Below are 15004 nucleotides of genomic sequence, written 5' to 3' on the forward strand. Positions count from 1 at the left end.
ATTCGAATGAAAAAGAAAATTGCAGAATATGAAGTTGGTGAACAAGTCGATGTTTTCTTGTTAATTAAAACAGCGACAAAAGGTCTAGCAAGTAATGGAAAGCCATTTTTAACAGTAATCTTACAAGATCCAAGTGGAGATATTGAAGCGAAGCTATGGGACGTATCACCAGAAGTTGAGAAACAATATGTAGCAGAAACAATCGTTAAAGTAGCTGGTGATATTTTAAACTACAAAGGACGTATTCAATTACGTGTGAAACAAATCCGTGTTGCGAATGAAAATGAAGTAACAGACATCTCGGATTTCGTAGAAAAAGCACCAGTGAAAAAAGAAGATATGGTTGAGAAAATTACACAATACATATTTGAAATGAGAAATCCGAACATTCAACGTCTAACAAGACATTTGTTAAATAAGCATCAAAACGAATTTTTAGAATATCCAGCAGCGACAAAGAACCATCACGAGTTCGTATCTGGACTAGCTTATCACGTCGTATCGATGCTAGATTTAGCGAAAGCTATTTCAAATCTATACCCATCATTAGATAAAGACTTACTATATGCAGGCGTTATTTTACATGACCTTGGTAAAGTAATTGAACTATCTGGCCCAATTTCTACAACGTATACGTTAGAAGGAAATTTACTAGGCCACATTTCTATCATGGTGAACGAAATCGGTAAAGCAGCAGACGAATTGCAAATCGATGCAGAAGAAGTATTAATTCTTCAGCACATCGTCCTTTCGCACCACGGAAAAGCAGAATGGGGTAGCCCAAAACCACCATTAGTAAAAGAAGCAGAAATTCTGCACTACATCGATAACTTAGATGCAAAAATGAACATGATGGACCGCGCATTAGGACGCACAAAACCAGGTGAATACACAGAGCGTGTCTTTGCACTTGATAATCGTTCGTTCTATAAACCGACGTTCCATAATTAAAAGTGTGAATAAAGTGGCCTTATTAAGTTTTAAAAGCTTAGTGAGGCTGTTTTCTTTATTAAAAATTAAATGAAATAGTTAAGAAGTACGCATGGGGTTAACGAAGAACGATTAAAACATATCTCACCACTAGAATGGGAGCATATCAACTTTAATATGGCAGATACTTAGAATCGCTTCAGCCTGTATAACAGGCCTAAAAATAAGAGTTGAAACTTGTTTAGCATCTATTTTTGTTAAAAGGTGGGAGAATTGTGCCATGATGTGGGCAAATATAAAACTATCTAAAGGAGGGATTTACATGCCGCATATTGTGTTTCGTGGAATTACTACTGAACAATTAAAACACATAAGCAAGCCATTAGTAGAAGAGCTCGCAGAGATTTGTGAGTGTGGTACGGATAATTTTACGTTGGAACTACCAAGTTCTACGTTTATATTCAATGGAGAAGAAATAGAAGCGTTTCCTCTTATTGAAGTGAAATGGTTCGAGCGTGGACAGGAAATTCGTGATCGATTTGCCAAGGCCATTACTACATATGTAATGGATTTTGGACTTCCAGAAGTAGAGGTTGTATTTACGGTTTTCACAGAATCAGCGTATTATATTAACGGGAAGCATTGTGCAAGTTAGAGCTATTATAAATGTTTTTGTAACATTTATCCCGCATTAACGGGCAGTAAGACCCCGACCTCAAAATTCAGCGGAAGCAAAGAAGTTAGGTGGGGGATCAACTGTCCGTAAAAGCCCGATTGGTGTGGGCTAATAATCAGTGGGGGCTAATAATCAGTGGGGGATGAACAAAACCCCCACTGATTAAAGTTTCACTTTATAAGGGATAGAACCACATCGCTATCAAGCTAACTAGACAAAATACCCTCTAAAAAGAGCAAGGCGTTATTCTTTCTGAGAAATCATAGGAAAGGATAACGCCTTTATATCAATTTTAATATAATCGATTCACTTCTTTATAAAAAGTATGGTTATTTTATTGAAGCTTATTCCACAAACACACCCGTTTGTTCACTTTTTTACTGTTTGAAAGCCATACTTTTTATATTGATTCATTTATTGGAAAAACCGAAAGTTTTAAACGCTCTCTATTACATATTTATTTTTGGAAAAATAGCCTAACTCCAAATACTAATAATACTGTGCCAGTAATACCCTCTATTGTACGGTTCACCTTTTCTTTTCTTAAAAAAGTTCTTAATTGACGTATTAGAGAGATATAAAGTAAATACCATATTGCTGTCAAAGTCGTAAATGTGAATCCCAACAAAAGAAATTGGAAGAAATGACTTTGATTACTCACAATAAATTGGGGTAGAAAACTAAGGAAAAATACAGCCGTTTTTGGGTTTAAGATTGCCGTGGTAAATCCTTGTCTAAAACTTTTAACCGTTCCAATATCCTTAGAGTTTATCTCCACTGAACCTGACATCTCTTCTTTTTTAGAAAAGGCACTTTTAATTGACTTTACAGCTAAATAAATTAAATAAAATGCCCCGGCATATTTTATTAATGTAAATAGCATAGCAAATTTCATTAAGATAGCAGAGAGTCCTAGTGTAGCCATTATTGTATGAATCATCATTCCAGATACCGTTCCTAAGACGGTCTTTATCCCACCATTTCTACCATGAGAGATAGTGTTTTTTGTAACTAAAGCAAAACCGGGACCAGGCATCATTATAATAAGGAGTGCTGTAAGGATAAATAGCATATAATTTTCCATGTTATGGTATTTCCTTTCTGATTTTTAGTTTCGCTTATAGTATAGCTTTTTTCCTTAAAACATTAAATATAAAAAGTGTGATCAGGATAGTATCATAAACTTTCAAGGAGTTGTAATTGAATTATAGAGGGCTTCACTTGAATAATGTTCTTCTGTAAATGAGCGTTTTTTAATTACTTTTTCTCGGAACACTCTTAATTTTCTTTCGTTTATCGAGGGTATTAGTATCAACTTGACCAAACATTATCCAAAAACTACATTTAACATTTACGAAAGCATATTCGAATAATCATTCATTAAATTTCTTATCAATCAACAAAAATTAATTATCATAAGGAAGAGGTACGTGAACTTCTATTTAAGAAATTACTTATTCTTGAAAAAAACGAATTAACTCCCCATAAATAATTGTAAAGATATAAAATTCTATAATTCCCTCGGAACAAAAAAGTTGTCTTTTATAGCAACGAAGTTCATTTTTATCGTTTTGGGGTAGTGTATTCTTGGTAGCTTGATGGGCATGGAGAGCTTTGAGTCTTTAGCTTGATAGTGATGTGACGCTATCCAGAAATTAATGATTTTACACCCTAAATGTTATTTAACAAAAAAATCTTGAATTCGAGATTTTTCACTTGCTTTTCAATCACTTGAGGTGTAAAGTGATAGTAACGAAAGCAATTGAGTCATATAAAAACATACAATCAGTTGTTTTCGACTTACAAAACAAAGTAACTTATTCAGTAAAAACTAAGATGAATTTACAAAAACATAATTAAGAATAAATTGAAAAGCTAAACACCATATTAGTTGTGGGAAATGTTATTTTTTTAGTTGTCACTTGACTAGTAAAACGAAACGGAGGAATAACCAATGTATAAAATTAAAGGGCATCATCACATTTCAATGGTTACGAAAAATGCAAATGAAAATAATCACTTTTATAAAAATGTACTTGGTTTACGTCGCGTGAAAATGACAGTAAACCAAGATGATCCATCAATGTATCACTTATTTTATGGAGATAAAACAGGAAGTCCAGGTACGGAGCTATCATTTTTTGAAATTCCATTAGTAGGAAGAACATATCGCGGTACCAATTCGATTACTCGAATTGGATTACTCGTTCCTTCAGAGGAAAGTTTGCATTACTGGAAAGCGCGATTTGAGGAATTTGATGTAAAACATAGTGAAATAACAACATATGCAAATCGTCCTGCTTTGCAATTTGAGGATGCTGAAGGTCTTCGCTTAGTACTAATCGTTTCAAACGGAGAAAAAGTGGAGCACTGGGAAACTTGGGAGAAATCAGAAGTTCCTGCAAAGCATCAAATTCAAGGAATGGGTTCTGTGGAAATGACAGTTCGTAGACTTGATAAAATGGCGAGTACACTTACAGAGATGTTTGGTTATACAGAGGTTAGCCACAGCGAAGAGGAAGCAATTTTTCAATCCATTAAAGGAGAGGCTTTTGGAGAAATCGTTGTGAAATATTTAGATGGTCCTACTGAAAAGCCGGGCCGAGGCAGCATTCACCATTTAGCAATTCGCGTGAAAAACGATGCAGAGCTTGCTTATTGGGAAGAACAGGTGAAACAAAGAGGCTTCCATTCTTCAGGAATCATCGACCGTTTCTACTTTAAAAGCTTATATTTCCGTGAATCAAACGGAATCCTTTTTGAAATTGCGACAGATGGACCAGGATTTACAGTTGATGGAGATGTGGAACATTTAGGAGAAAAACTTGATTTACCACCGTTCTTAGAAGATCAGCGTGCAGAGATTGAAGCGAATTTAGCACCTATTGAAGAGAAGTAATAGGAGAGAAAATATAAATTAAAAAACATTGGAGGAATATAAAATGAACCAATTAAAAGGAATTCACCACGTTACAGCGATTACAAGTAGTGCAGAAAAGAACTATGAGTTTTTCACTCACGTTTTAGGAATGCGTTTAGTTAAGAAAACAGTAAACCAAGATGATATTCAAACGTATCATTTATTCTTTGCAGATGATAAAGGGAGTGCAGGAACAGATATGACATTCTTTGATTTCCCAGGTGTTCCGAAAGGAGTACACGGTACAAATGAAATTTCAAAAACTTCATTCCGTGTTCCGACTGATGCAGCATTAGAGTATTGGGTGAAACGCTTTGACCGTCTTGAAGTAGAACATACAGGAATTAAAGAGCAATTTGGTAAGAAAACTCTTTCTTTCGTTGACTTTGATGACCAACAATATCAATTAATCTCAGATGAACTTGATAAAGGAATCGAATCAGGTACACCGTGGCAAAACGGGCCAGTACCATTAGAATATGCAATCACTGGTTTAGGACCTGTATTTATCCGTATTGCAAACTTTAGCTTCTTCAAAGAAGTGTTAGAAAAAGTTCTATTATTTAAAGAGGTTGCGCAAGAAGGGGAATTCTATTTATTTGAAGTGAACAAAGGCGGAAACGGTGCATCTGTTATTGTAGAACATAATACAGTTCTTCCTGAAGCACAACAAGGTTTTGGTACAGTGCATCATGCGGCATTCCGCGTAGAAGATCGCGCTGTATTAGAAGAATGGATTGAGAGAATCAGTAGCGTAGGACTTCCTTCATCTGGATATGTAAACCGTCACTTCTTCGAATCATTATATGCAAGAGTTGCACCACAAATTTTATTTGAATTCGCAACAGATGGCCCAGGATTTATGGGAGATGAGCCATACGAAACGCTTGGCGAAAAATTATCTTTACCTCCATTCCTAGAGCCAAAACGTGAAGAAATTGAAAAATTAGTTCGTCCAATTGATACAGTGAGAAGTACGAAGGAATTTATTAAAGAGTAAAAATAGAGATAATAAGTAGGAGAGCAAGTAGTTTTAGCGGAGTGCTGGAATTGCTTGCTTTTTATTTGTCCTGTTAAGTTTTCTGACAATTGTTTCTCAAGTTATTAAAAAGGAAAAGTTTGGTATAATTAATTAAAATATTTAATTTTCTGATAATTATTTTTCAATACATAGAAAAGGAGTGGTAATATACAATTTTGATAATTGTATAAAAATCCTAATTTTGTAATTTTGGAGAAAAGGGGATGCGAGTGTATGGGAGCAGATGTAGTAACGCGGGAGCAAATGAGACATTCTTTAGATGATTGGTATCGTGTAATGTTACAGCAAAATATAGAGAAGGCTACGGAAATGAAAGAGGAGATTGAAAGTAAGATTAGTGGGTTGGACGTGGATCAGGATGTATTACTTTATCATGCGTTGTTGAATTTTAGATATGATGCATTAGTTGATTGGATTTCAGTTAGAGAAGATAGTTTTGATAAAGTGGAATCTTTCGAAATTCCAACAGAGGGCTTTTTAGCTTATTATTATCACTTTTTTAAAGGGTTTCATTGCACATTAATTTCAAATTATAACGAAGCGAAAGAACAGTATGAGCAAGCTGAGAAGTTATTGAAATATATTGCAGATCCGATAGAACATGCGGAGTTTAATTATCGGATGGGGAATTTCTATTATCATTCTTATCGACAAATCAATGCGATTGATTACTTGAAAAAGGCAAAAGAAGATTTTACGAAGCAACCAGGATATGAGATTAATTTGGCTTTATGTGAGAATATATTGGGGTTATGCTATGTTGATTTAAATCAATTTGAGTTAGCGGAGGAGATATTTAATCATTCACTAAATATTTTTCAACAAATTGACCATGAAAAATATATTTTAATGGTTAGAAATAACTTAGGGTTGCTATATGCAAATCAGAATTTATCAGAATTAGCAATTCGGCATTTATCCGAAGTAACAAAGAAAGCCCCTAATCATTTTAGAGCACTGTACTTGGAAGCTGATGAATATTTAAAAATAAATGAATTTGAAAAAGCTAGTGTCATAATAAGTAAAGGATTACATATTTGTAATCAGTTGAAGAATCAAGAATATCAATACCGATTCATGGTTTTAAATGTAATGAATACAAATGTTGATGCATTAGAGGAGGCTGTTATAGCGGGAGTTTCTTACTTTGAAAGAGAAGAATTGTTTGACTGTATTCAGGAATATACAGAACGCTTAGCAGATCAATTTTATAATATAAACAATTATGAAAAGGCTAGTAAATATTATCGCATGAGTAATGAATCAAGGAAAAAACAGGTGGCAAAAGGGGCGTTAAAATAATGAAAAAAATTGTATTAGCATTAATTGGATTTGCATTTACTTTTTCAGTTTTAGGTTCCCACGATTTTAATACTATTGCTCTTAATAAGGGAGACACAGGCGGAGCACCGGCAAGACTAAAATATGTTAGCTTTAATAAGGGAGACACAGGAGGAGCACCAGCAAGACCAGACTACGTTAACATTGGCGACACAGGAGGAGCACCAGCAGATAATAAAGGCGACGGCGGAGTAAGCCAACTATAATAACAAAGAAAGGGACTTCAACATGAAGTCCCTTTTTCTATTTTCAGGCCATGCAGAGAAAAGAATTGACTTACTTTAAATGTGTAACTATAATAGTTACATAATAACCATTAGTAATAGAAATGAGTTATATTTTTTTAGTATAATTGTAACCATATCAGTTACAATTAAAAAGAGAACATAAAACAACCAAAAAATGTAAAAACTTTAAATAGAAACAAGAGAAAGGAGACGGGAACTTTGAAACGGTTTAAGTTTTATATGATTAGCGGTATTGTGCTCGTTTTGTTAATTGTTTGTAACTTCGTTGAGAAGCCGATTGCGAAGGTTGGAGAAGTGAAAGATACTGTTATGATGAAGCTGAATACGAAAGAGAGTATGGCGCAAATTGATGGGCAAACGATTTATTTTAAACAAATTGGTGAGGGGAAACCTCCGTTACTTATGTTTCACGGGTTTGGTGGTTCTTCTGATGGGTTTAGTGATATTTATCCAGAACTAGCGCGAGACCATACGATTATTGCGGTTGATATTTTAGGGTTTGGGCGTTCTTCTAAGCCTATTGATTTTCAGTATTCGTTTCCTGCGCAAGTGAATTTATATTATAAGTTAATGAAGAAGCTCGGATACGATCAGTTTGCGGTGCTCGGCCATTCAATGGGCGGAGAGATGTCCCTTAATTTAGCGTATTTATATCCGGATGCAGTGACGCATCTCATCTTGGCGGATTCCACAGGGATAGAGTCTTTCCAGCAAAAAGAAAGTTATGAAGTACCACCGCTATCGACGGACTTACAAACTGTAACTGAGATTACGAAGTATAATAAAAATGAAGTGAAAAATAGTCGGGATGATAAAGAGCATTATGATCAGCTTACGAAAATGAGAGAGCGCCGCATTGCGATGGAAGCAGATAAAATTAAGGTACCGACTTTAATTATATGGGGACGACATGATAAGAGTGTTTCTTGGAAAAATGGTGAACTGTATCATGGGCTATTTGCGAATAGTACGTTTCATATTATTGAAAAAGGATACCACGCACCGTTTCGTCAGGAACCAATTGAGTTTATGGAATATGTACAAGCATTTTTCGCGAAGCATCCACAATAAAAATTTTAAGCATAAATCCACTTCTTTCCTCATAAAGTGAAACTAATAAGGCTTGTCTAAGGAAAGGAATGAAGTGATTTGGAAACTTTACCATGGTGGGTTTATCTTGTAATTGTCGGGATTGTACTAAGTGGCTACATGGTTTTATATACTTCGAAAAAAGAGCAAGATATGGATAATGAGTTTATTGAAAAAGAAGGCGAAGTATATATGAAGCGCTTAGAAGAAGAGCGTGAGAAACGTAATCAGGATAGTGATAAAGATTCGGTATTGCTTTAATAGATTACATTTAAAGAAGAGAAATATATTGTATTTCTCTTCTTTTTTATTATGTTAAATATTTGTATAAGAGAAAAGTATAGGTTTCGTTTGTTAGCTGTCATTTTAAAATTGAAGACTTATTAAATGAAAAAATTGATATTTGCTTGAGGGTATTTTATATTTAAAATAATGAATATATAGTTTTATTGTTGTTGGAGGAGATAAGAACTAACATGAATACAAAAAAATTTCAAACCTATGTGGCGTTGTCAACAAAAGACTGGAGTGCTGAAACATTTGTAAGAACCTTAGAAGAGATTGTATCTTCGGCAAAAGAATATGAAAATGATTATATTGAAGTCCATCAAGTACTAGAAATGGTAGTAACAGAAGTTGAAGTTGAGTATGTAATCATTCTAAATCATACGAGAAACTTAGATGATTTGGGGAAATACCTTAAATAATAATTTTTAAATACTGTTTATAAAAAGGAATGCTGTTCTATTTGGATAGAATGGTATTCCTTTTTGTCGCTGTTAATAATATAAGGGATTTTGATATGGAATTTTAAAAAGAGAGTGTTAATATTGGCCCTCTAAAAAAGGGTGTAATCAGTATGACAAAGGAAAGACTTTTGGACACTTTATGTAAAAAAAAGAAAACGCCCTCTGTTAATCTTTCTGAAACAGAGGGCGTTTTTTGCATTTTACTTAAAGTCTTTGTTGTCCATCTTCTGTTTTAAATAGTAATGGGTAGTAGACTGTTAGAGCGAAAATTGCCGAATCTATAGTAAAAGTAACCATTCAAAGCCCAATTCATACACTATGATGGAGGATTTTTACTTCATAACCGGATGAAAAAGGAGTGTAATCATGAAGAAACGTACTGTTAATGAAGCAGGAAGGAATGTGCCACAACCAATCCGCAGCGACGGAGCAGGTGCAATTGATTCTGGACCTCGTAATGTTATGCGGGATATTCAAAATCCGAATATGCTTGTTCCGCCTATAACGGATGCAGGGTTAGTTCCTAACTTGAAGTTTTCATTCTCGGACACTTCAATGATTTTGAAACAAGGCGGGTGGTCTCGGGAGATTACTGCTCGGGAACTACCGGTTTCGACGACGATTGCTGGGGTAAATATGAGCTTAACGGCCGGTGGAATACGAGAACTTCATTGGCATAAAGAAGCGGAATGGGCGTATATGCTTTTAGGACGGGCACGCATAACGGCTGTTGATCAAAATGGACGGAATTTTATTGCTGATGTTGGACCAGGTGATCTTTGGTATTTTCCTCCTGGTATTCCGCATTCCATTCAAGGATTGGAACATTGTGAATTTCTACTCGTTTTCGATGATGGGCATTTTTCTGATTTATCTACTTTAGCTATTTCTGATTGGTTTGCGCATACGCCAAAAGAAGTGTTGTCGGCTAATTTTGGCGTACCTGAGAGTGTTTTTCGTTCTCTCCCTTCAGATCAAGTTTATATTTATCAAGGAGAGGTGCCAGGTTCGCTTGAAAGTCAGGAAGTTCAATCACCGAAAGGAGAAGTTCCTTTAACATTTAAACATGAATTGTTAAAACAAAAGCCGATTAAGACGCCTGGTGGTAGCGTTCGAATTGTAGATTCCACAAATTTCCCTATTTCCAAAACAATCGCAGCAGCGCTCGTTGAGGTTGAGCCTGGTGGAATGAGAGAACTTCATTGGCACCCGAATAATGATGAATGGCAATATTATTTGACAGGGGAAGCGAGAATGACTGTGTTTCTTGGAAATGGTACCGCTCGTACATTTGATTATAGAGCTGGCGATGTCGGATATGTACCGTTTGCGACGGGGCATTATATTCAAAATACAGGTACCGAAACATTATGGTTTTTAGAGATGTTCAGAAGCAATCGTTTTGAAGATGTATCGTTAAATCAATGGATGGCACTGACTCCTAAAGAAATAGTGGAGAGTAATATACATGTTGGCCCGCAAGTAATGGATTCTCTGCGTAAGAAGAAGTGGCCTGTTGTGAAATACCCGGGGTTTTCATATAGTCCGAAAAATGATGAGTAAAAATGAAAATTTGCGTTATTCTTTCTGGAGACTGATAAGAAGGGATGGCGTATTTTTTATGCCTAATCTAGTCTTTATCCCGCTATTTGCCGGGCAGTAAGACCCACCTCAAAATTCAGCGGAATCAAAGAAGTTAGGTGGGGCGCGGGCTGTCCGTAAAAGCCCGATTAGTGAGGGCTGATTAAAGTTTCACTTTATTAGTATCCGTCCCTTGTATTATTGTTCGGGAAATTATTATTGGAGCATAGTATAGGGAAGATCCATATTAAATAGCGCTATTATAAGCTGTAACGCATAAGTTGCGCAGGAAATGCAACGATAACTAGCTTTACTCTTCATCATTTATTTGAACATAATGGGCATAGAGAGGTGATAAACACAGTATGATTTTTAGTGAGCGTTTAAAAGAAGAAAGGGAAAAAAGAAATTGGTCGCAAAATGATTTGGCTGAAAAAATTCATGTAAGTAGGCAATCTGTTTCGAAATGGGAGACGGGAAAGAACTATCCGAGCATTGAAATTATTATTCATTTAAGCGATCTGTTCGGTATTACAATTGATGAACTGCTAAGGAGTGATGAAGAATTGACGCAGAAAATAATTAAAGATAGTAAGCAATTGGCGTATCCAAAATGGAAGGTGTTTTTTGATAGTCTATTTATGATAGGAGTATTTTTGTTTATTGCAAAAATCGTTGTATGGATGCTAAATAAGTTTGCTGGAGCAAGTATTACAATTGTAGCAGATGCGCCATATGTAATGAATCTTTTGCCCCTTGTATTCATGATTATAGGTGGTATGGGATCGGATAAGTTGAAGAAAATATATAGATAGAGGAAATAATTTCTCTGCACTAGCTGTTCTTTCTACTCAAATTGTGTACTATAAAGGATAGATAGGAAGGGTAACTAACTGTTACGATTTATTTAACCATTTATAACCAAAGTTAATTAAATATATCAGTAAGCCCTGCTAGTCAAGTGATTGGCTAGTAGTGAGGGTTAACTGCGGGCAATCCCTAAAGCTGATTGAACTACAACGTGGCTAGAAATGGCGAGCGTGAATGTTGCGAAAGCAGAAAAAATCAATCAGATGGTGCAAGGTTAAATCCTAAACACTAGAACAATGGGTCTTCCGCCTCGAATCATCTAAGTCAAAAGCGATAAGATGAACGTTCAACGACTATCTCGTATAACTGACGAGAGTACATCACAAGCCTATGGTGGTGGAAAAATCCTCTATCTCTAAAGAGATAAACATATAGTCTGCGCTCATGTGAAAATATGAGAAGTTCATAAGAGAACTGGCTAAGGAATTGCGCCCTTAGTTGAACGAGATAAATTTAATCAAATCTATCAAACCTCATCGAATCTATCGAACGCATGTGCTATCGCGGGTTCAATGAGGTAAGAATAATAATGAAATTTTCACGAGTTAGTCAAGTATCAGAATTAACAGGTTTGCATCCGAGTAGTCTTACGAGAATGCTGGTGGAACACGCTACGATTCAGAAGAACAAATCTTTCATTAAAGGAGTTACATTCTGATGATATTAGCGAAGAAAGTCAGACTGATTCCAACGCCTGAACAAGAAAAAGTGCTTAGAAACCATGCTGGAGCTGCAAGATTCGCTTATAACTATTGTAAAAGAATGAGTGATAGATACTATAAGCTATTTGGAAAATCTGTTTCACAGTTAGCTTTACAGAAACGATTTACAAAGATCAAGAAGCGAAAGAGATATGAGTGGTTAAAAGACATTAATGCACAAGTTCCTAAACAGGCTTCAAAAGATTTTGATACTGCGAGAAAACATTCGTTCAAAAAGTACAAAAATGGTTATCACACTTCTTATAAATCCAAAAAAGATTTAATCCAAGGATTTTATGCCAATTATGAAAGACTGGTTATAGGAAAGAAAGTAGTTCATATTCAGTCTATTGGAGAAGTGAAAACAAGCCAACAACTACCAAGGAATAAAAAACCATCCAATCCAAGAGTTACCTTTGACGGTCGTCACTGGTGGATGAGTGTAGGGTTCCAAGAAGACTTTGAATCACAAGAATTAACCGATGAGTCGATTGGTGTGGATGTTGGTTTAAAAGAGCTTTTTGTAGCTTCTAATGGTATGAAAGAACGAAATATAAACAAAGATGCCAAGGTTAAAAAACTTTTGAAAAGGAAAAAGTCAGCGCAAAGAGATATGTCTAGGAGATTTAAAAAAGGTGTGAAAATTCAATCTGCTGGATATGAAAAAGCGAAAGCTGAGCACCTGCGGTTATCTAGAAAAATTACGAATATCCGAAATAACCATATCCATCAAGCAACAGCTAGATTGGTGAAAACCAAACCAATGAGAATTGTTGTGGAAGACTTATCTATCTCAAACCTGTTAAAAAACAAAAAACTATCGAAAGCATTTTTATTTCAAAAATTAAACTTCTTCTTTCAATGTTTATCATATAAGTGCGAGAAGTATGGCATTGCGTATGTAAAAGCTGATAAATGGTTCGCCTCAAGCAAGATTTGTTCATGTTGCGGCGTTAAATACGACCATTCAGTTCAACCAGAAGGACAGTGGAGTTTAAAAATACGTGAGTGGCGTTGTGTTCCATGCAATAGCCATCACGATAGGGATGTAAATGCTGCGATAAATTTATCAAGATGGGTAAAATAAATGCTTGATAATAGGAGGTAACGATACTGCCTCGTGTGGAGTGTTATACCCCTCGTCCCTTCGGGGTTGCGAGAACACGATGAAGCACTAACTCGTGTAAATTTGATTGAATTGTATAGATTTAGTTAAATTTATCGTATCGGGACATTTAGAATGGAATTTCATGAACAGAAGATTTTGCCGGCAGTGAGGCAAATTAAAGATTTGGAAAAGCTATTACATAGTTCGTATGAATATATCGTTATTTTAGATATTCATGTCGGTCAATTGAAGAGTGTTATATCGCTTGCGAAGCAATATTGTAAAAAGGTGTTTTTACATGTGGATTTAATTCATGGTTTGCAGAGTGATGGGCATGCGACGGAATATTTATGTCAGGAGTTTAGACCGTACGGGTTACTTTCAACAAAGGCGAGCGTTATTATGAAGGCGAAGCAAAAAGGTGTTGTGGCAATACAACGCATCTTTTTAATCGATTCGAGTGCGATGGAGAAGAGCTGCAATCTTTTAGATAAGACAAAACCGGATTATATTGAGGTGCTTCCAGGAGCAATGACGGATATTATCGCTGAAGTGAAAGAGCGTACAGGTGTACCGATTTTAGCAGGTGGTTTTATTCGTACTGTAGAAGATGTGGAAAGAGCTTTAAACGCTGGTGCGACAGCGATTACGACATCAAAACGTGAACTATGGAAACATTACCGAAAAAAGTGACGAAAATGTGAATTTTTTCGTTGACACCGCTTTCATTTACGGTTAACATTATAGACAAGTTAATAAACGTGACGGAGAAAAGTAGAGATCCACATTTCATTGTTTCTATATAAATTTATATAGAAGCGTGCAAGCTGTGGGTCTTTTTCTTTTGACAAAAACGAATGGCCATTCATTTTACCTCTATCACATTTGAAAGCGTTTAAATTGATTGTGGAGGGATACTATGTCAGCATTTTTAGGAGAGTTAATAGGGACTGCGTTGTTAATCGTACTTGGTGGCGGCGTTTGTGCTGGTGTAAGTTTAAAGAAATCGTTTGCGAAAGATTCAGGTTGGATTGTTATTACAATGGGCTGGGGCTTAGCAGTAGCGGTTGCAGCGTATGCGGTTGGATCAATTAGTGGGGCACATTTGAATCCAGCTTTAACGATAGGACTAGCATTTAAGGGAGCGTTCCCATGGAGTGACGTACCAGGTTATATCGTAGCACAAATGATTGGGGCAATTATCGGGGCAGTTATCGTATATTTACATTACTTACCACACTGGAAAGAAACGGAAGATCCAGGAACAAAGTTAGGCGTATTTGCAACAGGTCCAGCAATTCCGAACACATTTGCAAACCTTTTAAGTGAAATGATTGGAACATTCGTTTTAGTATTTGGTATATTAGCAATTGGTGCAAATAAATTTGCAGATGGATTAAATCCATTTATCGTAGGTTTCTTAATTGTAAGTATTGGTTTATCATTAGGTGGGACAACAGGATACGCAATTAACCCAGCACGTGATTTAGGTCCGCGTATCGCACACTTCTTCCTTCCGATTGCAGGAAAAGGCGGTTCAAACTGGAAGTATGCATGGATTCCAGTAGTAGGTCCAATTTTAGGTGGATCACTTGCAGGTTTATTCCATCAAGTTGTATTTGAAGGAAAACAAAATTCAGCACTTATTTATGTGATTATCGCAACTGTGATTGTACTAGCAATCTCTTATATGACAAGTAAAAAAAGCGGAAGCAATACAAATAGTAGAAAAGTAGCATAAGGGGGAAA

The 15004-nt window shown here is 35.8% G+C and carries 16 protein-coding genes; 15 read left to right on the forward strand and 1 reads right to left on the reverse strand.

Annotation, left to right across the window (positions count from 1 at the left end):
• Positions 1-6: 6 nt before the first annotated feature.
• On the forward strand, positions 7-951 hold the full coding sequence (yhaM, locus tag N2V79_RS05100) for a 3'-5' exoribonuclease YhaM (RefSeq protein ID WP_000726652.1): 945 nt from the start codon (positions 7-9) through the stop codon (positions 949-951).
• A gap of 301 nt (positions 952-1252) precedes the next feature.
• On the forward strand, positions 1253-1585 hold the full coding sequence (locus N2V79_RS05105; protein WP_023521344.1) for a DUF1904 family protein: 333 nt from the start codon (positions 1253-1255) through the stop codon (positions 1583-1585).
• A gap of 478 nt (positions 1586-2063) precedes the next feature.
• Here the strand turns inward: N2V79_RS05105 and N2V79_RS05110 are convergent, their stop codons facing one another.
• On the reverse strand, positions 2064-2690 hold the full coding sequence (locus N2V79_RS05110; RefSeq protein ID WP_053565093.1) for a LysE family translocator: 627 nt from the start codon (positions 2688-2690) through the stop codon (positions 2064-2066).
• Between the two features lie 870 nt (positions 2691-3560).
• Between N2V79_RS05110 and N2V79_RS05115 the strand changes: the two genes are divergently transcribed.
• The 13 genes from N2V79_RS05115 to glpF all read left to right on the forward strand — a co-directional run bounded on the left by N2V79_RS05115 (position 3561) and on the right by glpF (position 14996).
• Positions 3561-4505 (forward strand): ring-cleaving dioxygenase, encoded by a 945-nt coding sequence (locus N2V79_RS05115; protein WP_340719636.1) that lies wholly within the window; start codon positions 3561-3563, stop codon positions 4503-4505.
• Positions 4506-4548: 43 nt separating this feature from the next.
• Positions 4549-5526 carry a ring-cleaving dioxygenase gene (locus tag N2V79_RS05120; protein ID WP_001072581.1) on the forward strand — a complete coding sequence of 326 codons (978 nt, stop codon included), beginning with the start codon at positions 4549-4551 and terminating at the stop codon, positions 5524-5526.
• 255 nt (positions 5527-5781) lie between these two features.
• Complete coding sequence (locus tag N2V79_RS05125) at positions 5782-6870, forward strand: response regulator aspartate phosphatase (protein ID WP_340719637.1); 1089 nt, start codon at positions 5782-5784, stop codon at positions 6868-6870.
• Positions 6870-7115, forward strand: a complete 246-nt coding sequence (locus tag N2V79_RS05130; protein ID WP_340719638.1) for a hypothetical protein — start codon at positions 6870-6872, stop codon at positions 7113-7115. The genes N2V79_RS05125 and N2V79_RS05130 overlap by 1 nt, the downstream gene beginning before the upstream one ends.
• Positions 7116-7355: 240 nt before the next feature.
• The gene (locus N2V79_RS05135; RefSeq protein WP_064532771.1) at positions 7356-8228 is read left to right on the forward strand and encodes an alpha/beta fold hydrolase; all 873 of its coding nucleotides are present in this window, start codon (positions 7356-7358) and stop codon (positions 8226-8228) included.
• Positions 8229-8306: 78 nt separating this feature from the next.
• Positions 8307-8507 carry a sporulation YhaL family protein gene (locus N2V79_RS05140; protein ID WP_000449223.1) on the forward strand — a complete coding sequence of 67 codons (201 nt, stop codon included), beginning with the start codon at positions 8307-8309 and terminating at the stop codon, positions 8505-8507.
• A gap of 215 nt (positions 8508-8722) precedes the next feature.
• Complete coding sequence (locus N2V79_RS05145; protein ID WP_001093032.1) at positions 8723-8953, forward strand: hypothetical protein; 231 nt, start codon at positions 8723-8725, stop codon at positions 8951-8953.
• Positions 8954-9361: 408 nt separating this feature from the next.
• The gene (locus tag N2V79_RS05150) at positions 9362-10558 is read left to right on the forward strand and encodes an oxalate decarboxylase family bicupin (protein ID WP_064532775.1); all 1197 of its coding nucleotides are present in this window, start codon (positions 9362-9364) and stop codon (positions 10556-10558) included.
• A gap of 383 nt (positions 10559-10941) precedes the next feature.
• The gene (locus N2V79_RS05155; protein ID WP_053565086.1) at positions 10942-11391 is read left to right on the forward strand and encodes a helix-turn-helix domain-containing protein; all 450 of its coding nucleotides are present in this window, start codon (positions 10942-10944) and stop codon (positions 11389-11391) included.
• 584 nt (positions 11392-11975) lie between these two features.
• Entirely contained in the window at positions 11976-12104 is a 129-nt protein-coding gene (locus N2V79_RS05160; protein ID WP_000672787.1) for a hypothetical protein, read from the forward strand.
• Entirely contained in the window at positions 12104-13234 is a 1131-nt protein-coding gene (locus tag N2V79_RS05165; protein ID WP_053565085.1) for an RNA-guided endonuclease InsQ/TnpB family protein, read from the forward strand. Before N2V79_RS05160 ends, N2V79_RS05165 begins: the two co-directional genes overlap by 1 nt.
• Positions 13235-13387: 153 nt before the next feature.
• Positions 13388-13948: a glycerol uptake operon antiterminator GlpP gene (gene glpP / locus N2V79_RS05170; RefSeq protein ID WP_340719639.1), complete on the forward strand. Its 561-nt coding sequence runs from the start codon at positions 13388-13390 to the stop codon at positions 13946-13948.
• Between the two features lie 226 nt (positions 13949-14174).
• Entirely contained in the window at positions 14175-14996 is an 822-nt protein-coding gene (gene glpF, locus N2V79_RS05175; RefSeq protein ID WP_001272200.1) for a glycerol uptake facilitator protein GlpF, read from the forward strand.
• Positions 14997-15004 lie beyond the last annotated feature (8 nt).

This window comes from Bacillus sp. CH_70 (assembly GCF_038007045.1).
In the GTDB taxonomy this organism is placed as follows: domain Bacteria; phylum Bacillota; class Bacilli; order Bacillales; family Bacillaceae_G; genus Bacillus_A; species Bacillus_A cereus.